The following is a 21,353-nucleotide window of genomic DNA, read 5'->3' on the forward strand; positions in this document are numbered from 1 at the left end:
AACGCGGCATTCACCGGCCATTCATAAAATCGATCCTGACCTCAGGCGCGCCGCAGATTGATCTGGCTGGTGATGACCTCCTTGCCGGTCGCCGGGTCCTTGTCGACGGTAGTCAATTGCATTCCGTTGCTACCCTCTTTTTCCACCACGAGGCGCGCGTCGCGATCGCCATTCACTTCCTTCGCCCAACGAATGGTGAGATTGATCGCGTTTCCATTGCGACGCCCCTGAAGCCCCGCCTTTCCGGAGCCAGCACCAAGATACGAGCCCTTGTAGCTTGAGCCGTTCGCCTTCAGGTTGGCGGACACTGCACGAGAAAACATGAAAGGCCCGCGACAGTTGCCGTTCAGGGCCAATGAGGAGGCCGCAGCGTCGGAATTGAACTTGCAGGATATGCTGACGGGTGATGCGTCTGCGCGGACCTTCACGGTTCCCGTGCCGGTCCAATTGCCTTCAAGTGAGGTCAAGAAGTCGGATTCTGAGGCCGCGACGACCGACGGTGCAAATGCAATGGAAGCGGCGAGGAGCATCCTCGCTAATGAGGTTTTCATTCGAGCGTTCTTTCGTGATCGTTGGGTTTTGTGGCGCCACGGCCACCGGAAACCGAACGCATAAGCGCGGCGGCGTGAACCAGTTCGGAACGGCTCGTTTAGTTGAGGTTCACCAAAGCTTTGGTGCGGTGGAATTGGGCCGAAGCCGTTCCAACGGGTGACGCCCGTGAGACAAACGATCGAGCGTCGTTGCTTGAAGGATGTAGGCCTCTACCTCCTCGACGTGGTGTCGTTGCAATCGGCGATAACGCGCATGTTGATTGCCCAAAGGAGACGCGTTGTGTCTAGCTAACCGCAAGAGGCAATACGGAGTTAGGCTTAGGGAATGCATCCGGCCGGCCAATCGGCCGGATGCATTCCTCGGTCAGCGTCCCGCGCGCAGCAGCGGCGTGATGCGGCGTATGGCGACCCGGCGGTTCTCCCGCTCGGGCGCCTGGGTAATGATCTTGAGCTGCTGCTCGCCATAGCCCTGCGTCACCAGGTTTTCCGGAGGTATGTCGAAATCCTCAGAGAGCGCCACTGCCACCGCTTCGGCACGCTGGTCCGATAACAGCAGATTTGCCTGATCCGAACCGACCGCATCCGTGTGGCCTTCGATCAGGAAGATCTCGTCCGGGTTCTTGCGGACCAGGTCCTCGATGGCCTGGCCGACGCTGTCCAGCGAGTCGAGCTGGTCTAGACCGATAGCCGCGCTGCCAAAAGCGAAGGTGATGGTGTCCAGATCAACGCGGCGCACCTTTTCGCGCAGGCGGTCGCTGTAGCGTACCTCGTCCAATGTATAGGCACGCTCCACTCGCTCTACCGGCGGCGCAACAAGTGTCTCCTGGATCTGGCGGCGCGAAGCCCTTCTGGTCTCCACGATGTATTCGTCGCGGGGGATGCGCAGCACGAGGGGCGGCAAAGGATCAATTTCTCCATAGTGCCTGCCTCGCCTGGGTGTCTTTTCGATATCGCGATTATCGATCAGGACGATCCTGCGACCGCCTGGAAGAACCCGGGTGCGAAGAAGGATATCGCCGTAACGGTCGCGCAATGTGACGATCTTGACACCACTTTCTCGGTAGACGGTCGTGCGCGTCTGGCCCCTTCCCAGATCCTCGACCTCGACGTCGCGCGCTCCTGACAAGAACCGATCGCTTTCTCTGTTTGGCTGAATGACCAGCTGGTCGCCGAGGCGGATGATGATGCGGTCGCCCTGGCGATTTACGACTTCGCCGCGATCAGCACGGTCGCCGTTTGTGCGCTCGGCGCGCTCGTTGCCGGTGGAATCCTGCTGCTGCGGGTCCCGCGCCTGGTTGCGTCTGTCCCGTTCTCGCTGCCGCTTGCTTCGCGCATCGTTAGCGTCCTCGTCGGGTTCAGCTTGATCGGGGGCCGCCTGCTCCTGCAAGACCTCAACGCGCTTTCGTTCCCGGTCGAGCTTCTTGCGCAGTCGGCGCAATTCCTCGACCTCCGCGCTTCCGCGCTGGATCTGGATTTGCTGCTCTACGGGCGAGGCGCCTTTTGCAACCGGGGCCGGTGCGGACGGTTCAGGCGCCACGGGAGACGCCTTCAACTGCTCGCGACGGCGCTGGCGTTCTTGTCGCCGCTTTTCGCGGAGGTTGTCGGGCTGCCCGGTCGGCGATACCTCGTTGGACTGGGTGGGGGCCGGCGCGATTGGGTCTTCTGCGGCATCATCAATCGAGCGTTGCTCTGCGGCCCTGTCGTCACGCCTTTTCTTGCGACGCTCCTCGCGCGTCATTTCCGGCTGCTCGGATTCGGGGGCGGCCGGTCTTGCCTGTTGGACGGCACGGGCTGCTTCTTCCTCTGCAGCCCTTAAGGCCTCCTCCTCGGCGGCCCTGGCCGCGCGCTCCGTTTTCTTTCTGGTGCGGGCATTTTCCTCAGCGGCCTGTGCGGCTTCCTCTTCGGCGATCTTGGCTGCCTCCTCATCCGCAACCCTTTGAGCATCAGCCTGCTCGGCTTTCCTGGCATTTCTTTCGGCTTGGGCGGCATTCTTGCTCGCCGACCGGAAGTCGGCCTGCTTCTCTTCGGCGAAAGCTTCGGCTTCTTTGGCAGCCCTTCTGGCTGCGCGGGCATCCTCCACAGCCTCCTCCGCCCGGGCGGCAGCCTCACCGGCAGCCTGCTGTTCCGCTTCGCCGCCCTTGGCTGCTGCCCGTTCGGCACGTTTTACTTCTCTGACAGCCAATTTGGCTGCTTCCTCCGCCTCGGCTGCAATGGCAGCGGCGTAAGAAGCCTGCTCGGCGGCACGCGCAGCCTCCTCCTCGAGGAGCGGCAACATCTCAGCCTGTGCCACCAGTAATGGCCGGGGTGAGATCTCCTCGGCAGAGCCAGCATGTGTAAGCGCCAATACCGAAACGGAACCAATCAGTAGGAGAGTGCGGAAAGTCATTCGATTTGTCTCCATTTGCGGCGCAACGGCGCGGCTGGGAATTTGACACTGAGTTAATCGACAGGGCCTGAACTGCAGATGAATAGTGGTGCACCGCGAAGTCGCGAGTTCCGGGTGAGGGTTGCGATATTTGCTGTGAGACAGATTCACCTTGAACCGCCTTCGGCTGGAATGCGTCTAGATGGGCGGTAGGCGAAGCCCGCCAGCCAAGGTGGGGCTCGGTCAGCGGGCTCCTTGTTGGCCACCTCTGGCATCGGGACTCATTGGCGGCCTATCCTAAGAAACATTGGCATCGGAAATGGTTCCGCCAAGGCGTGTCCCCCGGCCCATATTGCATCTTCTAAGGATGAGAGATTCTGTTCGATTGGCGTCTCCGCAGCGGCACCAATCAAGGATGTATTGGCTGCGTGCGACAAGTCATCGAGCTTTGGATACAGCATCAACGACAAGAACTACGCTGAGGGAGGCAACGGTTGGCCCAAGGTTGTGACAAAAAAAGAGGCCCGCCGCCCAATTGGGATGGGGCGACGGGCCATGTGCAGCCTTGATCCATTTCAGTGAGGGCTTCCGCGGATCAGACAGCAGCACCCGGGATTTTCTGGGTCAGAGTGCCAAGAAATCAGTCTAGCGCTTTATCGCTCTCGCAATCGCGATCAGAAGGCTCGCTCCGATGAAGCCGGCGATCAGGTAGCCAATCCACCCACCCAGTGAGACCCCGATCAATCCAAGCAGGATATTAGCGACGACGGCACCGACGATGCCAAGAACAATGTTCATGAGCACGCCCATGTTGCTCTTCATGAACATCTCGGCGAGCCAACCCGCCAAACCGCCGATGATAATAGCTGCCAGCCAGCCCACGCCTGCGTCTTCCATCTTATTCCCCTTTGCTTGCGGCCGATCTCGACCCGTTAAAATGATATCTAGCCAGTGGCGATCCGATTTGCGCTTAGCGCCTCGGCCAAGTGCCTGCCTATCAATACCCGTCGGGGCAACGTGCGATGTATCTGCGCCCTGCTCTATCACGGTAGTAGCATTTACCCGGTTCGTTGGCGGAACCGATCAGCGCACCAGCGGCCGCACCAACTGCGCCACCAATCAGGGCGCCCTCCGCTGTGTTGCCTGGGGCTGCCACTGCAGCACCAACGGCGGCTCCGCCCAGTCCGCCAATGGCCGCGCCACGTTCGGTCTGCGAGCATGCAGCCAGTGGGATCAGACACATCACGACAAATATGGTGTTTCTCATCTCAACCTCCCAAGGGTTCCAATCCGCATCCACAATGCGCGGGAGGTCGAATCGATCCGAGGGAGCAGCGCAGAAAAGCGAAACGGTTCATTATTTTAGGGATGCTGTCGCTCGACGGGCGTTTGCCGTCCCGATCCGCCAGGCATCTCGGAACATTGTCACGCCACCTCGGTTTCAGACCTCGCGAGGTGGAAATGAAATTGTTCGAACTTGTTATGGCTCGGCTATCTGAAAGCTGGCGCCGGCGACAATTTATACGACACGCGAGGGAAGAGGCTGAGGCAATGGACAAAGCCAAGCGGGAGTTCGCTAGGCGCTACCCTCGGATATTCGACAACCCGAAATCCGATGAGCATACGGGCGAAAGAGACTAGGTTCCCGACTTTTTGGTCTGGCCCAACCAGGAATGGCCGTCGCTCCAAGTTGTTTAGCGATGTGCCTGTCGCTCTATTGCGGCACTCTCTACGAAGCCGCACGCATTTGTCAGGAGGACGCAATGGGTTCCTCCCCGTTCTCGATCCGATGGGCGCCGCCGGGACGGTAATCGACCCGCCCGCACAGTTCCGGACCTACGTGACTACAAACAGTCTGGATCCGGTTTACCTGGAAGGCGAGGTAGTCGTTGGCGCCGGAGTGCCAGAGAGGTCGACTCCAGACACGCTAGATCGTGTGTGTACTAAGAACTGGCGTGTGCGCAGCCGTCGGAAACCCGCCGATGGCTGCGCACATGTTGGCCAGCAAAACATCCGACCCGCATGTGGAAGTAGGTGCTTCCGCAGCCTGATTGCAACTTTGCCGGCTCCGTCCGCTCCCGGCCGGCTTTCTACCAGTCTGCTTTGCACTCAAGCCAGCCGTCAGACAAATTCCGCCATCGCTTGAAGGCTGACGTCTTCGGTCGGCCGCGGTTGATCAGCTGGGGGCTCGCGTGCAACGCGGGACAGAAACTGTTAGATTTCCCGCAACCAATTGCCTGAGGATCCACGACATGCCGGGGCAGCAGGTACGCTACTTCGAGAGCTTCGACGGTGCCCGGATTGCCTATGCGATCTCGGGGAGCGGCCTGCCGGTGGTGCTGATGCCGAGTTGGCTGACACATCTCGAATATCAGGATCGCAGCGTGGCATGGCAGCCTTGGCTCGAAGTGCTTGAATCGCGGTACACGCTCGTCAGATACGACCCAAGGGGCTGCGGCATGTCGGAACGCGATGTATCGGATCTTTCCTTCGAAACCTGGGTCCGTGACTTCGAGGGACTCGTCGAGAAGCTGGAATTGGAACAATTCGCTACGATTGGCATCTGCCAGGGTGGCGCCGTCGCAATCAATTACGCCGAAAGGAACCCTGGACGGATTAGTCATCTCATCCTCTACGGCGCCTACGCAAGGGGCAGAAACAGGCGGTCATCACCTCCCCTTGAACCCGAAAAGGCCAGGGTAATGATTGAGATGATCGAATTGGGATGGAGAGACTCGGACAGCGCCTTCATGCGTTCCTTCGCAACACAGTTCCAGCCCGAAGGCTCGATGGAGCACTTGAGTTCTTGGTGCGAACTGCAACGGCGCGCGACCTGTGCGCGAAACGCCGTGGAATTGACGCGCATCATGTTTGAGATCGACATCAGCCGGGCCGCAGAACGCATAACCTGCCCTACGCTGGTTGCCCATGGCGACCGCGATGCAGTTGCCCCTGTCGAGGAGGGTAGATTCCTTGCGCAGACTATCCCGAACGCGACTTTCCTGGAGCTCGATACTCCAAACCATCTAATGCTTCGCGGCGAGCCAGCATGGCGCGTGTTCACCGAGGCGATGCACGAATTCCTGCCAACCGCGACGGCGGACAAAGCCGAGTTCTCGGCACTTACCGCGCGTGAGAGCGAAGTCCTGCATCTGGTTGCACGCGGCCTCGACAATCATGCAATCGGCGCGCGATTGTCGATCACTGAAAAAACCGTTCGAAACCACCTCTCGGCCATACTCGACAAGCTTGGATCAGCGACACGCGTGGAGGCGGTTGTCCGAGCTCGCGAAGCAGGCTACGGCATCTAGGGTCGCCCGGGACCCCGGACCCACCTATTCTCTCACCACCGTCACGATTCTTCGCCGCTCCGGGACATCGGCCTCATGCGAGCGACCATAGCGCGGTCTATGATTCCTCGCTCAGGCCGGCACTGCCGCAGGCCTTCTGGAGGAAATGATGTCCGCACATCTCGTGCCACATATCCCCCGCGTCGCCCCGCTCGGCGCGGCGATCATGTTCGTCTTTGGAGTGCATCAATCCGCTGGCGCCGACGACCAATCCTGCATCAGTTCAATGTCAATCGATGAATTGAAAAGCGTTTACCTCGGGTGCGAGCAAGCCGCCACAACCAGCAGGCTGAACGGAGGGGACGCCATGTACTGTTCGATGGTGTACGAGGAGCTTAAGGATAAAGCTTTCCGGGGAGAATTCAGGCGCATCACATCCTGGTTGGACCGGAACTGCCTGCGGTGCAGTCCAGAGTCGGAGAAACGTTGACGCATGCCTGAGGCGTTCTTACTGCGACCCGCAGGATTGCGCCCCGATATTGGCCGTTGAGATCTGCTTTAACGCTTCCTGAATCCAGACATCGTCGTCGATGACCCAGGAGATCGTAGGTTCACCAAATGCAGGCGTTGATTGTGGCTTCTCGCCTCAAGACACCCTGCTAGTGGGAGCGGGCAGAACGGGCGGCTTTAGCCGCGGCACAGGTTCGCAGTCGTGATAAGGGAGCACGTCGCGTCGTTAGCGTATACCTCGCATTCGGGTACACCCGGCACCGTCCGAGCATGCCCAACGGCTTAAAGCACGCACTCGTTGGGATCACGGCGACGTCCTTCCACGTCCGGATGCGCGAACCCGATCCGGCAGTCCCATAGCATTGTCAATTAACTACCTGATCTAGCGCCGATGTTTAGGGCCCCATCTGAGCGATGCTCCCACGAATGTCTTGATTATCGCTCACGATTGCTTATGTCGCATCGCGGGGGCAAGAACAGGATATTAGAAGATGGAATTCGAGAAACGGGACGATGCACTATTGTCGCTCACTGCAGAGGTGGTGATGGCATATGTATCAAAAAATCCACTTCCAAGTGCGGAACTCACCGACTTGATTGCTTCGGTGCACGCTTCGCTGGTGGCACTTGCAAGAAGCGAAGCAACCGCATCGAGTGCAGAGCCTCAGAAGCCGGCGGTGCCGATCAGGAAATCGGTCACACCGGATTTCATTGTTTCGCTGGAAGACGGTAAGAAGTTCAAGTCGCTCAAGCGGCACCTTCAGACCAAGTACGGGATGACGCCGGCCGAGTATCGGGAAAAGTGGAATCTGCCATCCGACTACCCGATGGTGGCACCCAACTACTCTGAGGAAAGGTCGCAGTTGGCCAAAAACTTGGGTCTGGGACGAAAACCTCAGCCCAAGGCGAAATCGACCCAGCCGAAAGCGAGGCCCGCCCGGAAGAAGGCGGCCTAACGGGAACTCCGCATTCCCGCGGGGCCTCAGCATGATTGCGCCTTTCTGAACCCAGCGCGGATGCTGTCGACCCGAAAGGTCATCCGATACTGTGGCGGCTGCCATATCACCGCTTTGTTGGCTAGTTGCGTATGGAACTCGTTCAGCGTTTGCGAGTTGAAGAAGTTGGTAGTCCTTGGCGCGACAAGCAGGGACACTGGTTGAGAGCCGGGAGTTGCCGTGAGGTGCTTCCGGCTTTCCCATTTGCACAGCGATAGCGATCACGCAGTCGAGACCTTCGCACGAAGTCGAGCGCGCACGAGGATGGACATCGCCCCAAGCGCAAGGCGCAAGCGGCCATTTTGGACGTGCGCGGGGCGATAGTCGCAGTGGAACACTTGTGATGATCTTAAGGCCGTCCTGACTCGCGTCGAAGCACTCGAAGCAAGATGGTTAGTCGCCAGCCAAGATCCCGAGCTCGAGCGCGGCTGCTACAAAAGCCCGTCTTGCGAAGGGAGTTTGGGCGTCGCCTCGGGTTGCTCCCAGGCAGGCAATCATTGCTTGCTTGCGCTTTGCAGTTTCGCGGGGGAATTCCTTCAGGAGTATCTTGGCTGCCGCACTTACATCGACGACGGTGCGGTCGCCTCCCGCCCGTATGATGACCGGCCGTGCGAAGCGATTTTCCCGTCTGATTTCTCCCCTGAAAGCCTCCCCTTTCGGATCCAGGTACACCATTGAGCAATACATTACATCACTGCAGTTCTGCTATCCGACTTTCGCCCGGGAGACGCTACCCCATAGCCGCTTAGTCGGCACCTCTGCCGAGGCCAGGCGGCGCAACCAGCGCGCTGTTCCAAGAGATTGCAAACGCTGAGAAGATGGACGAATCTGAAGCTGAACGTTTGCGCCCCCCGGGACTCGATGAACTGAACGCTAAGATCAGATCCGGCTCCGAGTACGCCACCTTTGGACGCTCTCGCGGGTCGCGGGAAACGATGGCCCGCGCCGTATCGGCAATAGGCTTACCCGAGTTCTTTCCCAGCGTGCTGAATTTCATGCGAAGTGTCGTGCCCTTCAGCGGCGCATTCATAACTCATTTCCACCGAACGCGTGCGCCAACCCACATATACGACAATGTACGTGCCGAGCGGCACCGCGTGGTCGTCGACCAGTACATGGACAGCGCCTATCTGCTCGACCCCGTCTATGATGCATTCCTTTCCGGACGAAACAGTTGTGCGATGCGACTGCGTGACATCGCGCCCGACCAGTTCATGCGCTCTACCTACTATCGCCGCTACTACCAGAACATCGCGTTGCGGGACGAAATGGCGATTTTGGTTCCCTATGGGGACGGCGCGGTGTTCTATTCGCTTGGTCGGCTGGGCGAGGAGCCGCGCTTCACCGGTCGGCAGGTGAGGGCATTCGAGGAAGAGATCGAACTCATCTCCGCTTTGACGGCCAAGCATCTGGACAGCGGGAGTGAGAGCGCGCACCGGAGCGCGGCGTTCGGCGAGGAACGCTCGCTGGCGGCCGCCCTGGAAGCATTTGGCGAAAACATTCTGACGGCCCGCGAACGCGAAGTGGCCACGCTGATACTAAAGGGCCACTCTTCTGTCTCGATATCAAGGCTGGCCGGCATCGCTGTGGGAACGGTGAAGATCCACCGCAAGAATATTTACCGGAAACTCGCGATCTCCTCGCAATCGGAGCTCCTGTCGCGGTTTCTGCGTTCGGTGCTGGGCTGACCTACATACTCCCTTCGGGGTATTTAAGTGCCGGACCCGGAGACCTAGCCTTGGCGGTATGGACACTGGGCTTAGCCGAATGATGAATCGCGAGGCGACCGGAGGGCGCGGCAACCCCGCGGTCTCGGTACGGGCGCTCACAAAGGGGTTCGGCGCCGGAGATGCTGCGGTGACCGCGCTGGATCGAGTTGATCTCGACATTGCCGAAAACGAATTCTTCACGCTTCTCGGACCTTCAGGATGCGGAAAGACTACGCTTCTGCGGCTGATTGCAGGCTTCGAACTTCCGACGCAGGGCTCTATCGCGCTGGGTGGTGAGGACATTAGCCAACTCCCGCCGCACCGGCGCCCAGTGAACACCGTCTTCCAAAGCTACGCGCTTTTTCCGCATTTGACCGTGGCCGAAAATATCGGTTTCGGATTACGCATGCTCGGCCGGTCGTCCGCAGACATCAGGCAGACTACCGAGCGCATGCTCGCGCTCGTGCAGTTGGAGCAGATGGCCGGACGCAGCATCAGCCAGCTCTCGGGCGGCCAGCAGCAACGTGTCGCGCTCGCACGCGCCCTGGCTCCCGCGCCAAAAGTGCTGCTTCTGGACGAGCCGCTGGCGGCGCTGGATCTCAAGCTCCGCAAGACCATGCAGATCGAACTGAAGCGGTTACAGGCACAAACCGGAATTACATTCGTGTTCGTAACTCACGATCAGGAAGAGGCCCTTACCATGTCCGACCGCATCGCAGTGATGAAGGCCGGCCAAATCCTGCATGTCGGAACTCCAAAGGAAATCTACGAAAGCCCGTCACACCGCTTCGTGGCGAACTTCATTGGCGACATCAACGTTCTCGACGGTTCGATTGTACAGTGGGATGGCGACCTGGCGACGGTCCGGCTGAAGGACGCAACTTTGCTTACGGCGCGACTGGGGGCAAAGCGGTCGGGTAACATATCAATTGCCATCAGGCCGGAAAGTGTCCGCTTGGCTGGTGCGGGCGAGGCGCCGACAATTTCAGGGGTTCTTACCAACCTCGTCTATTTCGGTGCGGCGACCAATCTCCACATTCGCCTTGCCACAGGCGAGGAAATAGTGGTTCGCCAGCCCGGATCGATCGATGAAGACAAGTACCGGCCCGGCGTAACCGTCGGGGCCGTTCTCCCACCAGAGCTGATCCGGGTGCTGGCATGACGGCGGCGGCGGATATATCCACGCTTGTAGCAGCGACCCGGCAAAGCCGGCGCACCGATCGGTTCAGACGCGTGGCGTTGCTCACGCCTGCGTTGGCCATCATACTTCTGATCAGCATCCTGCCGCTCGGACTCACTGTTCTCTATTCATTTCTGACGCCCGGTACCTATGGCGGAGTGACCTGGAAATTCAGCACGGACAGCTACGTCCAGTTCCTGTTCCAGCGCGACATCTTCGACGACACGCTGACGCTCAACTCGGCCTACGTTTCGATTTTCCTCAGATCGATCTGGCTTGCGTTCGGCGCCACGATCGGCGCGCTGCTGCTGGGATTTCCGACCGCCTATTTCATTGCCACCAAACCACCGGGGCAGCGCAACACCTGGCTGTTCCTGATCACGCTGCCATTCTGGACGAATCTTTTGATCCGCACCTATGCCATGCTGCTGATCATCCGTGACGAGGGGCTCATCAACATCGCGTTGATGAAGATCGGGATCATCAGTTCGCCGCTGACGATACTCTACACCGACACGGCAGTGTTCATCGGGCTGATCTATTCATTCCTGCCGTTCATGGTCCTGCCCATCTATGCCAGCCTGGAAAAGCTTGATTTTCGCCTCGTCGAGGCTGGCTACGATCTTTATGCCAGTCGCCTGAGAGTCCTGTTCAACATCATCGTGCCGCTATCCAAGCCGGGAATTGTGGCGGGATGCGTACTGGTCTTCATCCCCGCGCTAGGCGCGTACATCACGCCGGAGCTTCTCGGTGGTGGAAAGAAGCTGATGATCGGCAACATGATCGCGATGCAGTTCGGTGCATCACGCAACTGGCCTTTCGGGTCAGCCGCGGCGCTGATTCTGATGGCGTTGGTCATAATCGTTCTTCTGATAAACGCTCGCATCACGGGCAGGAGCGGCAACCAACATGGTTGAGATTGCCGGCGCCACGCGAACGAATGACGCCGGGAAGCGGCGCGGCAAGCCGATCCGGGATCTCAAGGCGATGCCCGGCTTCAACGCGATGGCCTGGATCTGCATCTTTGCCCTTTATCTTCCGATTCTCGTCCTGGTTTGGTTTTCCTTCAACGGAAACCGTTCGGTTGTGCTGTGGACCGAGTTCTCGCTGCATTGGTATGCCATGGCATTCGAGAACGAGGGCATCCGCAATGCAGCCTGGGTTTCGATCAAGGTCGCACTGATCGCCACCGTCATATCGACAGCTGCCGCAACGACGGCCGCGCTTGCGACGACGCGGACGAAGGGATTCGTCGGCCAGGGGTTGGTTTACGGGATCATCAACCAGCCATTGATGATCCCCGAAATCGTCACGGCAATCGCGACCCTGTCCCTCTTTGCGCTGGTAAAGAGGTTTACCGGCGTCAACGGCATCGGGTACCTGATGCTGGCGCACGCCGCCTTTTGCATTCCATTTGCCTACATGCCGATCCGGGCACGGCTGCAGACGATGGACCTGACCCTGGAACAGGCTGCGGCGGACCTTTACGCGCCGCCGCTTAAAGTCTTCGCCCGTGTCACGCTGCCGCTGCTAGGACCGGGCATCGTCGCCGGAGCGATGCTCGCTTTCGTTGTGTCATTGGATGACGTGATCATAACACTGCTGATCGCGGGCCCCGGAGAAACGACCCTTCCCATCTACATCCTCGGCGCCATCCGGCGCGGGATCACCCCCGAGATCAACGCCGTTTCGACCATCCTAGTGGCGGTTTCGGTCTTGTTGGTACTGCTGCTGTTTTTCGTGCAGCGGCGCATGCAACGATAAATTACAGGCAAGAAGTCGAGAAAGAGAGGAACAATGAAAAAGCTGTTTAGTCTATTCGCCACCGCGTCGGCAGTGGCCCTTGTGTCTTCGGCGGCCATGGCCGCCGGTGAACTCAACATCTACAACTGGGGGAACTACACCTCCCCGGAAATGATCAAGAAGTTCGAGCAGGCGCACGACGTGCAGGTGAACCTGGACGGCTATGATTCAAACGAGGCCATGCTCGCCAAGGTCAAGGCGGGCGACACCGGCTACGATATAGTCGTTCCTGGCGACTATATGATCAAGGTTATGATCGGCGAGGGGCTTCTTGAGGAAGTCAAGCCCAACTCAATGGAGAACTTCAAGAATGTCGATCCGCAATGGGTCGATGTGTGGTGGGACCCTGGCCGCAACTATTCCATCCCATATCAGTGGGGCACCACTTCCTTCACGGTCGACACAGCCGTCTATGATGGCGAGATCGATACCCTGGCATTGCTGTTTGATCCGCCAGAGGTGTTGAAAGGTCGTATCAACATGCTCAATGACATGAACGACGTAATCAACGCCGGATTGCGCTATCTCGGCTATGGACGATGCAACGGCAACCCGAAGGAGTTGCGCGAGGTGCTCGACCTGCTCGCCAAGGCAAAGCCGCACTGGCGGACGATGGACTATGCGGTCATCGAAAAACTCACCTCCAAAGACGTCGACATCAGCCAGAGCTGGAACGGCGCTGCGATGCGCGCGCGGGCACAACGCCCGACGCTCAAATACGCCTATCCGAAGGAAGGTTTCACCGGATGGATGGACAATGTCGCCGTATTGAAGGGCGCGCCCAATCTCGAGAATGCAAAGCTGTTCATCAACTTCATGATGGATCCTGAAAATGCCGCGCTGACCTCGAACTTCGCGCGTTACGCCAATGGCGTTGTTGGCAGCGACAAGTTCATGGAGGAAGAGATACTTTCCGCCCATGAGATCGTCATTCCTGCCAATGCGCCGGAACCCGACTTCGTCACGCCCTGTCCGCAGGAGGTCGTCGATCTTTACAACAAGATCTGGACCCAGCTGAAACAGTAGGCGCATGGCCGGCGCGACGTTGCACTCGCGCCGGCCTGCCATCAAAGAAGCCTTTCCATGTCAGACATCAGCAAGTCCAGACCGGCCCGGGCGCCGAAAACCGCCCGGCAAATGGGAATCATGCAGGGTTTTCCGCCGCCGCCGGAAATGAGACCAACCCTCGCGAACTGGGACCTGCCCCCGTTCAACCGTTGGACGTTTCAGAATGTGCGCAGTCTCATTCCGACCGTGGATGTGTTTCGCGGGTTCGGTCCCTCCACTGAGCTCAGGGATGCACCTGAGAACCTTGGCGAAATTCGCTTCGACCGGGAGGACGGTGTCACAGTCTCGATCGAGCAGTTTCTCAGGGAAAGCTATTGCGACGGCCTGCTGGTAATGCACCGAAACCGGGTCGTTTTCGAGCGCTATCTGAACGGAATGGCGCTGGAAACACTGCACCTGTCGCAGTCCGTGTCGAAATCGGTCGTCGGTCTCCTGGCCGGTATTCTAGAAGCTGCCGGCTTGGTCGACATCGAGGCGCCACTCGCCGAGCTCGTTCCCGAGCTAGAGCACTGCGGCTACGCCGATGCCACGCTGGACCAGGTTCTAGACATGCGTTCGGGCGTAAGGTTCACCGAGGACTACAATCTGCCCGGCAGTGACATGACGCGAATTGATATTGCGTCGGGATGGCGGCCCAGTGCCGACGGAGTCGCAAGGCAGACCATTCGCGAAGTCATCCTCAGCCTGCCCAAGATCAGGCCTCATGGGGGAGCTTTCGAATACCGCTCGATTGAGACGGACGTCGTGGCCTGGGTGCTGGAGCGCGCCACCGGCCAGTCCCTTGCCGATCTCGTAAGTCGTCACCTGTGGCAGCCCATTGGTGCTGCACGTGACGCGTATTTCACGGTCGATGAAGCGGGAACTGCCCTGGCAGACGGCGGCTTCAACGCAACGTTGCGCGATTACGCTCGCCTCGGATTGTTGATGCTCAACTCTGGTCAGGCGGCGGGGCGGCAGGTCGTGCCCGCGACTTGGATGGAGGCTATCCGAACCGGAAACGATGAGGTGTTCGGCTCACCTTACACGCATGTCCTCCCAAAAGGCGCCTATCGCAGGTTCTGGTGGGTCCGCGACACGAGACGGCGCGATGTCTGCGCTCGCGGGGTCTTTGGGCAGCTTATATACGCAGACCCAGCCAGTGAGCTCCTGGCCGTAAAGCTGTCGACATGGCCAGACTACGTCATGCCTTCTCTGAGCCGCGACACGTTTCGTGCCATCGACGCAATCCGCACTGCGTTGACAGGGAACTGACATGATGGCGCTACAGGTGGCCTTGGGCGTCTCGACGTCCCCTCGCAAGCTCACCAATTGTTGTGAATAGTATAGTCTATCGTCGAGAGGCCTTCTTCGCCGATGCGCGCCTGATGTCTCCTTTGCGCCCTCATCGCTGACGTCCAGGCAAACTTTGCCTGCACCCAAAGGCGGACATCGATCACTCGCCCTCTGATCTTCACCTTCAAGTCTCATATCGGCCGGTGATGGTGATTCTGTCCCTTCTCATTTGCGGACGCCGCCAGATTCCAAGCTAGAGGTCGTCTATTCGGAAAAAATGGCGAGGATGCAGTTTCCGTCGGCGTTCTGATCAGTCTATCGCTCGTCGCTTTTGCTAGACAATCACGAGCCGGTCACTGCTTAGGCCATTGTCGCCAACTTTTATCCGCTCCTGCAAGTCGTTTCATTCAGGTAGATACTTTTCGGACCAACGGTCCCCTACCGCACCCGAGGCGAGCATCGTGTCGATGGCGTTGGCTGTGTATCCGACCCGGCGCAGCACCTCTCGGGTATGAGCACCGTATTTCGGCATCGGTCCGGGGATGGTGATGCGCCCGCGCTCGGGCCGCACCGCATTCGGCGCGACGAGGTCGGCCCATCGGCCCATCGGGTGGCGGTCGTGGCGGATCACCCGGAACGTCGCCTGCGCGAGATCGATCGCGCCTTCGCTTTCCCGCTGGAGCGCCGCGTCTCGGGTGGCTTGAAGCGAACCAAGCCGCACCACCGCCGAGGGCGTGCCGGCAAAGGCCTTTTCCCAATGAGCGAAGGGCAAGGTGGCGAACCGTTCCGCAAGGGAGGCCACAAGATCGACGTCGGAACGGTCGGCAAGATCGGCTAGATCGGCGCACGAGCGCAGCGCGTCATGCTTTTCCTTAGGGGCCGCGAAGAACATCCAGCCGTCAGCTGCCTCGTAACAGTGATAGAACGGCCCCCAACCGCGTGCCTCTCGACCTGAGGGTTCGGCAAAAGGCGCCCGGTCGTCGTAATCGTACATGAACTGCGCCTGGATCAGGTTGCCGGCCCCGGCGAGCGCGGCGCGAGCGATGCCGCCCTTCCCGGTCCGGTTGCGCCGTACCAGTGCCGCGGCCAGCGAGACGCAGGCGCAAAACCCGGTCAAAACGTCAATTGTGCCGAAATGGGCGTGCTCCTCAGGCGTCGCCATGCCCCCGCCGAAGCGGACCATTACGCCGGTCGCCGCCTGCGCGAGGTCGTCATAGCCGAGATCGTCGGATTTCGGCCCTCGCATTGGCCCGCCGAAGGCGTCGAGCTGGACGAGGATCAGCTGGGGATTGAGCGCCGCGAGCCGCTCGGGGGATAGACCGAGCTTGTCGCGCTGCTCGTCTGTGCCGTTCATGGTGATGACGTCGGTCTCGGCGATGAGCTTCGCCAGCGCCTCTTGACCCTCCCGGGACTTCAGGTTCAGTAGGACACTTCTCTTACCCCGCTGAGCGTGCAGGCCGAAGACCACCGCGTTCCAAGGATCTACCGAGGGCTCCACCGGCTGAACTAGCGTCACTTCGGCGCCGTAGCGCGCCAGCGTCGAGCCGATTGTCGGCCCCGCGATGACGTTGGTAAGGTCGAGCACATTCAGTCCGTCAAGCCAACCGCCCGCGCCACTGTTATGGGGCGTTGGTCGGACAGGCTCGGAAAGGATCGTATCGAGCTTGGCGCGCGCATCGTCTAGGACAGGACCCGGCTTCTTCTTTGCGGCCATCTTGTCGTCGGCGATCCAGGCGACATTGCCCATCTGCCGCATCTTCCCATAACGCGGATCGTCTACCTCCAGAACCAGACCCGAGGCCAAGGCATGGGGGTCGGCGAGCCATTCCCTGGTGAAGCGCTGCGCCGTCGCGGGCGCCTTCGCGGCGCCGAAAATCTCCTCCCATTCATGCGAGGGACGAGTGAGAAACGCCGCCTTCATCGCCGATGAAACCCGGGCGCGGTCATTTACCCCGACCGGGTAGTTCCTGACGCTCCAGTCAGCGGGCCAGTCCTTCTGGTCGAGATAGGCCGAGAAATCCGGCAGCTCGTCAGCCAGTGAGCCTAGGCCGAGCGCCCTCAAGGCGCGCTGAGGATGGCCGGCAATGGAGCAGGCGACAACGTAAAAGCCGCGGCCGTCAGCGCAAGTATAGGTGCGGTAAAAGGGGTCGAGGAATTCCGACAGAGCCGAGAAAGGCAGGTTCATCGGCAGCCCATCGGCGGCGCGGCGGTCAAGTTCGACCTCACGCGGGGATTTGTAACGGTCAGGGTAGTCTTCGATTTGTTCGCAGTTGTAAACGAGCCCTTCCATGAGCGCCGAGGCCAGCGGCACCTCGATGTGATCACCGCCGTTCCGCTCGCGCGCATTTAGCGCGAAGAGCACCGACATCGCGCCGAAGGCCGCGCCATAGGCTGAGGCGAGCGCCAGCGGCGTGAAGCTTGGGTTGATACCCATGAGGCGGCGGTTGAGTCCCATGTCGGTGAACTGCCCAGTTCGTGCCGCGATCACCGTCTCCCAGGCGGCAAGCCCGGCGAGGTCTGCGTCGGTCGAGGCAAAGCCTGGCATAGAGAGACTGACAATACCCCCGTTGACCGTGCGTAGCTCATCAGGACCGAGGCCCAGCCGCTTCATCACGCCGGGGCGGAAGTTTTCGATCACCACGTCGGCGCGTGCGGCGAGATCGAGTGCCACAGCCCGTCCTTCCGACGTCTTTAGGTCGAGGACCAGAGAGGATTTGCCGCGCGACAGCATGTCGGATGCCGGCGATTTGAAGCGCGGGCCGCCGGGCGGGTCGATGCGGATCACTTCGGCACCCATGTCAGCCAGCATCATGCCGACGAGGGGACCTGCCAGGTATTGCCCGAAATCGAGCACCCGAATGTTTGGAAGAGGGCGGTCGGCCATTGCAGAATCGACTCCGTGCGCCTCACCCGCTGGGGGGATAGTTGGCTTCCATCTCATATGCCAGCTACATCGCCAATAACACTGGACAAATGAGACCTGCAACTGCCGCGCATCCCTCATCGGACCAAGACAGCTAGTCTCGTCCACGCATTACCTGGAGTTACGAAGCGCGGCTTGGAGGCCGAATAGCTCGGGCGGAGTGATGGCCTCGTAGCGAAGCTTCTCGCAAGCGTCTGCCGCGCTGGCGATCACTTCGCGAAGGAGACATCCCGGTCCGATTAGACAGAGTGGACCATCATGTGGAGAAGGCGGGAGACGTCCGCACTGAAGCTTTTGGTTTTGCATTTCTTGCTTTTCGTTGCCCCGCGGTTCCGGTCGCAATGTTGTGACGACCGAAATGGCTGCACAAAGGTGTACTTTCAACCCCACCAAGCCGCATTCCTTTCGCCAGCGATTCGAACTATTCGGACCTCGTACGTGAGGCCAGTGCCAGGGCTGCCTCTCGAAGGAACAGTGGCGCACCCATTTGAAGTGCCGCGCTGACCGTAGCGCCGGCGTCGTGGCGCTCACAACGCCTTTTTGAGCCACCTCGACAAGACACCCACGATCCCTTCACGGAAAAGCAGCACTCCAAGAACGAATATCACACCCTGAATAACCGTCACCCAAGCGCCGAAAGTTGCGAGGTAGTTCTGCATCGTCACAATAATGCAAGCACCGACCAACGGACCGAAGATCGTTCCCATGCCGCCTAAGAGAGTCATCAAGACGACCTCTCCCGACATTGACCAGTGCACATCGGTTAACGATGCCAGCTGGAAGACCTGACTTTTCGTGGCCCCGGCCAGGCCTGCCATCGTAGCAGACAAGGTAAATACGATGAGCTTGTATCGGTTCACGTCATAACCCAGCGAGATGGCGCGCGGTTCATTCTCGCGGATAGCCTTGAGTACTTGTCCGAAGGGCGAATGCACGATTCGGTAGAGCAGCAGCACGCCTCCGAAAGTGATAGCTAGAACGAAAAAATATAGAGCAATGTTGTCGCCGAGCGGGATCAGACCAAATAGATCGCCGCGTGGTACGCTCTGAATCCCGTCCTCGCCGCCGGTGAAGTCCGACTGAAGGGCGACGAAGTACACCATCTGCGCAAAGGCTAGCGTGACCATGGCAAAATAGATGCCCTGTCTCCGGATCGCTAACGACCCGATGATGAATCCCAGTAAGCCCGCCGCGGCTGCGCCGCAAAGGACAGCCAATTCCGGGGTGAGTCCCCAAACTTTTGCAGCATGGGCGGCGATATAGCTCGCGCCACCGAAGTAAGCCGCGTGGCCAAATGACAGCAGCCCGCCGAAACCAAGGAGAAGGTTAAAGGCTGCTGCGAACAGGGCAAAGCACATAACCTTCATGGCAAATACTGGATAAACTAGGAACGGTAGCACTAGCAGTCCGACCAGCAGAGCTACGAAAATCACCTTATGGAGGCGCGGCATGCCGCCAGTCTCCCTGGAGGTTGCGCTCTCGATCGCGCGGCCTGCCACTGCCATCAGCTTGGCCTCCCAAACAAACCTTCGGGTTTGATCATCAGAACAATTGCCATAATGACGAAAATCACGACAGCGGATCCCTCAGGATAGAATACCCTAGTCAAGCCCTCGATTATTCCGAGCATGTAGCCCGTCACGATCGCGCCCACGATTGAGCCCATGCCCCCGATCACCACTACCGCGAATACAACGATAATCAGATCGGCACCCATATTGGGATTCACCGAATAGATCGGTGCCGCCAGAACGCCGGCAAATCCGGCAAGTGCCACGCCGAAGCCGTAGGTAAGGGTGATCATCACCGGCACGTTGACGCCAAACGCTCCGACCAGAACAGGGTTCTCCGTCGCCGCACGCAAATAGGCACCGAGCCGAGTCTTTTCGATCATGAACCACGTACCAAAGCATACCAGAACGGACGCAACGACGACCCAAGCGCGGTAGTTCGGCAAGAACATGAAGCCCAAGTTCTGACCGCCCGATAGCAAATCGGGGATCCGGTAAGGCAGTCCGGAAATTCCATAGTAGTTGCGGAACAGACCCTGAATGATCAGGGCAAGACCGAAAGTGAGCAGTAGCCCATACAAGTGATCGAGGTGATAGAGCCGCGACAGCATGGTGCGTTCCAAAACGATGCCGAAAGCCCCCACGATCAAGGGTGCCGTGATCAGAGCGGGCCAGTAGCCGATACCGACGTAGTTCAGCAGCATCCAGGCGACAAAAGCCCCTGCCATATAGAGCGCACCATGAGCGAAATTGATGATGTTGAGCAGGCCGAATATCACGGCCAGTCCCAACGATAGGACCGCATAGAACGACCCGTTAATTAGGCCGAGCAGGAGTTGGCCCATCAGGACCTGCGGCGATATCCCCAGTAACTCGAACATGGATGCAGCCCTGTCGCGCGGTTTGTAAGTCTTGCGTCCGTCCGAACCCGGACGGACGCAAGGAGTGTCACTTCTTGGTGAAGTCGCACTCGTCAAGCATTGGCAAGAATGCTTCTTCGCCGCTGATGGAAGAGATCTGGTTGTAGAGATCCCATTCACCCGTCGACTGGTCCGGCGACTTGACTTCGAATAGATACATGTCGTGAATTGCTCTCCCGTCACCACGCACGGTGACCTTGCCGAAGAGCGGATCGTCGAACTCCATCTCCTTCATCTTGGCGGCGACAGCCTTGCCGTCGGACGCATCCCCAACTGCCTCGACAGCGGCCAGGTAGGCCAAGGTTCCTGAGTAAACTCCAGCCTGCACCATTGTCGGCTGTGCTCCGTGAACTTCCATAAACCGCTTCGACCATGCTCGGGTATCGTCATTTTGATCCCAATAGAAGGCTTCAGTCAGCGACAGGCCTTGGGCGGTTTTTGCACCGAGTGCGTGCACGTCGGTCACGAAGAAGAGAAGCGCCGCTAGTTTCTGGCCTGCCTGCGTGATGCCGAACTCAGACGCCTGTTTAATGGCGTTGACTGTATCGCCACCAGCATTCGCCAGCCCGATGACGTCAGCTCCGCTGCCTTGTGCCTGCAGGAGGAAGGAAGAAAAGTCGGTCGCCGGAAAGGGCACGTTGACCTGTCCAACCACTTCGCCGCCATTGTCCGTCACGACCTTGCTCGTGTTCTCTTCCAGAGAGTGACCGAACGCGTAATCTGCTGTGAGGAAGAACCACTTTTTGCCACCCGCGTTGGTCATCGCGGTTCCGGTGCCGGTAGCCAGAGCCGCAGTATCGTAGGTCCAGTGAATAGTGGTTGCTCGACACTGTTCGCGAGTTAGTGCCGTCGATCCGGCGCCGGAATCGATGAGTACCCCGTTCTTCTCGTTTGTGATGTCTGCAACGGCCAGGGCAACAGAGGATGTCGGCACGTCGAGGATGGCGTTCACGCCTTCTACGTCATACCATTGCCGTGCAATGTTGGAGCCAACATCCGGCTTGTTCTGGTGATCGGCCGATACTATTTCGACATTCAACCCCTTATCGGCCGCCTTGAAGTCCTCAACAGCCATACGTGCTGCGACAACCGATCCTTCTCCCGAAAGGTCAGCGTAGACACCCGAGCGGTCGTTGAGAACACCAAGCTTTACGTTGATGTCCTTGGCCAGCGCGGGTGCTGCGGCCAGAGTGGCCAGTACTGCGGTTCCGATAGTGAGCTTCCGTATCATTTCTTCCTCCTGATTAAGACGCGGA

Annotated in this window: 17 protein-coding genes and 1 pseudogene; 8 read left to right on the forward strand and 10 right to left on the reverse strand. The window is 59.2% G+C overall.

Annotated features, from left to right (window positions below):
- Window positions 1–41 precede the first annotated feature (41 nt).
- From ACT2BZ_RS11430 to ACT2BZ_RS11445, 4 genes are all read right to left on the reverse strand, one after another.
- A complete protein-coding gene (locus ACT2BZ_RS11430) occupies window positions 42–551 on the reverse strand; it encodes a hypothetical protein (RefSeq protein ID WP_457941096.1) in 510 nt (169 codons plus the stop codon).
- A 364-nt stretch (window positions 552–915) separates the two neighbouring features.
- A complete protein-coding gene (locus tag ACT2BZ_RS11435) occupies window positions 916–2,937 on the reverse strand; it encodes an OmpA family protein (protein ID WP_457941097.1) in 2,022 nt (673 codons plus the stop codon).
- Between the two features lie 624 nt (window positions 2,938–3,561).
- Window positions 3,562–3,813, reverse strand: coding sequence for a GlsB/YeaQ/YmgE family stress response membrane protein (locus ACT2BZ_RS11440; protein ID WP_457941098.1), 252 nt, complete (start codon window positions 3,811–3,813; stop codon window positions 3,562–3,564).
- Between the two features lie 100 nt (window positions 3,814–3,913).
- Window positions 3,914–4,183, reverse strand: a complete 270-nt coding sequence (locus ACT2BZ_RS11445) for a YMGG-like glycine zipper-containing protein (protein ID WP_457941099.1) — start codon at window positions 4,181–4,183, stop codon at window positions 3,914–3,916.
- A gap of 985 nt (window positions 4,184–5,168) precedes the next feature.
- Here ACT2BZ_RS11445 and ACT2BZ_RS11450 point away from each other — a divergent pair.
- Both ACT2BZ_RS11450 and ACT2BZ_RS11455 read left to right on the forward strand, forming a co-directional pair.
- Window positions 5,169–6,227, forward strand: coding sequence for an alpha/beta fold hydrolase (locus ACT2BZ_RS11450; protein WP_457941100.1), 1,059 nt, complete (start codon window positions 5,169–5,171; stop codon window positions 6,225–6,227).
- Window positions 6,228–7,207: 980 nt separating this feature from the next.
- On the forward strand, window positions 7,208–7,672 hold the full coding sequence (locus tag ACT2BZ_RS11455; protein ID WP_457941101.1) for a MucR family transcriptional regulator: 465 nt from the start codon (window positions 7,208–7,210) through the stop codon (window positions 7,670–7,672).
- A 432-nt stretch (window positions 7,673–8,104) separates the two neighbouring features.
- On the opposite strand, the gene ACT2BZ_RS11460 is transcribed toward ACT2BZ_RS11455, so the two are convergent.
- Window positions 8,105–8,398: a DUF982 domain-containing protein gene (locus ACT2BZ_RS11460; protein ID WP_457941102.1), complete on the reverse strand. Its 294-nt coding sequence runs from the start codon at window positions 8,396–8,398 to the stop codon at window positions 8,105–8,107.
- A 248-nt stretch (window positions 8,399–8,646) separates the two neighbouring features.
- On the opposite strand from ACT2BZ_RS11460, the gene ACT2BZ_RS11465 reads away from it, so the two are divergent.
- The 6 genes from ACT2BZ_RS11465 to ACT2BZ_RS11490 all read left to right on the forward strand — a co-directional run bounded on the left by ACT2BZ_RS11465 (window position 8,647) and on the right by ACT2BZ_RS11490 (window position 14,722).
- Window positions 8,647–9,399, forward strand: coding sequence for a response regulator transcription factor (locus ACT2BZ_RS11465; RefSeq protein WP_457941103.1), 753 nt, complete (start codon window positions 8,647–8,649; stop codon window positions 9,397–9,399).
- An 82-nt stretch (window positions 9,400–9,481) separates the two neighbouring features.
- Window positions 9,482–10,582: an ABC transporter ATP-binding protein gene (locus tag ACT2BZ_RS11470; protein ID WP_457941278.1), complete on the forward strand. Its 1,101-nt coding sequence runs from the start codon at window positions 9,482–9,484 to the stop codon at window positions 10,580–10,582.
- Entirely contained in the window at window positions 10,579–11,517 is a 939-nt protein-coding gene (locus tag ACT2BZ_RS11475) for an ABC transporter permease (protein WP_457941104.1), read from the forward strand. The genes ACT2BZ_RS11470 and ACT2BZ_RS11475 overlap by 4 nt, the downstream gene beginning before the upstream one ends.
- A 70-nt stretch (window positions 11,518–11,587) precedes the next feature.
- Window positions 11,588–12,364: an ABC transporter permease gene (locus ACT2BZ_RS11480; RefSeq protein ID WP_457941279.1), complete on the forward strand. Its 777-nt coding sequence runs from the start codon at window positions 11,588–11,590 to the stop codon at window positions 12,362–12,364.
- Window positions 12,365–12,397: 33 nt separating this feature from the next.
- Window positions 12,398–13,429, forward strand: a complete 1,032-nt coding sequence (locus ACT2BZ_RS11485) for an ABC transporter substrate-binding protein (protein WP_457941105.1) — start codon at window positions 12,398–12,400, stop codon at window positions 13,427–13,429.
- A 57-nt stretch (window positions 13,430–13,486) separates the two neighbouring features.
- Window positions 13,487–14,722: a serine hydrolase domain-containing protein gene (locus ACT2BZ_RS11490; RefSeq protein WP_457941106.1), complete on the forward strand. Its 1,236-nt coding sequence runs from the start codon at window positions 13,487–13,489 to the stop codon at window positions 14,720–14,722.
- Window positions 14,723–15,146: 424 nt separating this feature from the next.
- On the opposite strand, the gene ACT2BZ_RS11495 is transcribed toward ACT2BZ_RS11490, so the two are convergent.
- The 5 genes and pseudogenes from ACT2BZ_RS11495 to ACT2BZ_RS11515 form a co-directional block, all read right to left on the reverse strand.
- Window positions 15,147–17,627: a CoA transferase gene (locus tag ACT2BZ_RS11495; protein WP_457941107.1), complete on the reverse strand. Its 2,481-nt coding sequence runs from the start codon at window positions 17,625–17,627 to the stop codon at window positions 15,147–15,149.
- 162 nt (window positions 17,628–17,789) lie between these two features.
- Window positions 17,790–17,956 (reverse strand): annotated as a pseudogene (locus tag ACT2BZ_RS11500) (ATP-binding protein); the annotation flags it as partial.
- A gap of 237 nt (window positions 17,957–18,193) precedes the next feature.
- Window positions 18,194–19,117, reverse strand: coding sequence for a branched-chain amino acid ABC transporter permease (locus ACT2BZ_RS11505; protein WP_457941280.1), 924 nt, complete (start codon window positions 19,115–19,117; stop codon window positions 18,194–18,196).
- A gap of 53 nt (window positions 19,118–19,170) precedes the next feature.
- A complete protein-coding gene (locus ACT2BZ_RS11510; RefSeq protein ID WP_457941108.1) occupies window positions 19,171–20,058 on the reverse strand; it encodes a branched-chain amino acid ABC transporter permease in 888 nt (295 codons plus the stop codon).
- Between the two features lie 67 nt (window positions 20,059–20,125).
- A complete protein-coding gene (locus ACT2BZ_RS11515; RefSeq protein WP_457941109.1) occupies window positions 20,126–21,328 on the reverse strand; it encodes an ABC transporter substrate-binding protein in 1,203 nt (400 codons plus the stop codon).
- Window positions 21,329–21,353: the final 25 nt, after the last annotated feature.

The organism is Mesorhizobium sp. 10J20-29, from assembly GCF_054130485.1.

Excerpts from the sequence above, each read along its gene's own strand:
- ACT2BZ_RS11430 (WP_457941096.1), bottom strand. The coding sequence starts at position 551 with ATGAAAACCTCATTAGCGAGGATGCTCCTCGCCGCTTCCATTGCATTT.
- ACT2BZ_RS11435 (WP_457941097.1), bottom strand. The coding sequence starts at position 2,937 with ATGACTTTCCGCACTCTCCTACTGATTGGTTCCGTTTCGGTATTGGCG.
- ACT2BZ_RS11440 (WP_457941098.1), bottom strand. The coding sequence starts at position 3,813 with ATGGAAGACGCAGGCGTGGGCTGGCTGGCAGCTATTATCATCGGCGGT.
- ACT2BZ_RS11445 (WP_457941099.1), bottom strand. The coding sequence starts at position 4,183 with ATGAGAAACACCATATTTGTCGTGATGTGTCTGATCCCACTGGCTGCA.
- ACT2BZ_RS11450 (WP_457941100.1), top strand. The coding sequence starts at position 5,169 with ATGCCGGGGCAGCAGGTACGCTACTTCGAGAGCTTCGACGGTGCCCGG.
- ACT2BZ_RS11455 (WP_457941101.1), top strand. The coding sequence starts at position 7,208 with ATGGAATTCGAGAAACGGGACGATGCACTATTGTCGCTCACTGCAGAG.
- ACT2BZ_RS11460 (WP_457941102.1), bottom strand. The coding sequence starts at position 8,398 with ATGTATTGCTCAATGGTGTACCTGGATCCGAAAGGGGAGGCTTTCAGG.
- ACT2BZ_RS11465 (WP_457941103.1), top strand. The coding sequence starts at position 8,647 with ATGGCCCGCGCCGTATCGGCAATAGGCTTACCCGAGTTCTTTCCCAGC.
- ACT2BZ_RS11470 (WP_457941278.1), top strand. The coding sequence starts at position 9,482 with ATGAATCGCGAGGCGACCGGAGGGCGCGGCAACCCCGCGGTCTCGGTA.
- ACT2BZ_RS11475 (WP_457941104.1), top strand. The coding sequence starts at position 10,579 with ATGACGGCGGCGGCGGATATATCCACGCTTGTAGCAGCGACCCGGCAA.
- ACT2BZ_RS11480 (WP_457941279.1), top strand. The coding sequence starts at position 11,588 with ATGCCCGGCTTCAACGCGATGGCCTGGATCTGCATCTTTGCCCTTTAT.
- ACT2BZ_RS11485 (WP_457941105.1), top strand. The coding sequence starts at position 12,398 with ATGAAAAAGCTGTTTAGTCTATTCGCCACCGCGTCGGCAGTGGCCCTT.
- ACT2BZ_RS11490 (WP_457941106.1), top strand. The coding sequence starts at position 13,487 with ATGTCAGACATCAGCAAGTCCAGACCGGCCCGGGCGCCGAAAACCGCC.
- ACT2BZ_RS11495 (WP_457941107.1), bottom strand. The coding sequence starts at position 17,627 with ATGGCCGACCGCCCTCTTCCAAACATTCGGGTGCTCGATTTCGGGCAA.
- ACT2BZ_RS11505 (WP_457941280.1), bottom strand. The coding sequence starts at position 19,117 with ATGCCGCGCCTCCATAAGGTGATTTTCGTAGCTCTGCTGGTCGGACTG.
- ACT2BZ_RS11510 (WP_457941108.1), bottom strand. The coding sequence starts at position 20,058 with ATGTTCGAGTTACTGGGGATATCGCCGCAGGTCCTGATGGGCCAACTC.
- ACT2BZ_RS11515 (WP_457941109.1), bottom strand. The coding sequence starts at position 21,328 with ATGATACGGAAGCTCACTATCGGAACCGCAGTACTGGCCACTCTGGCC.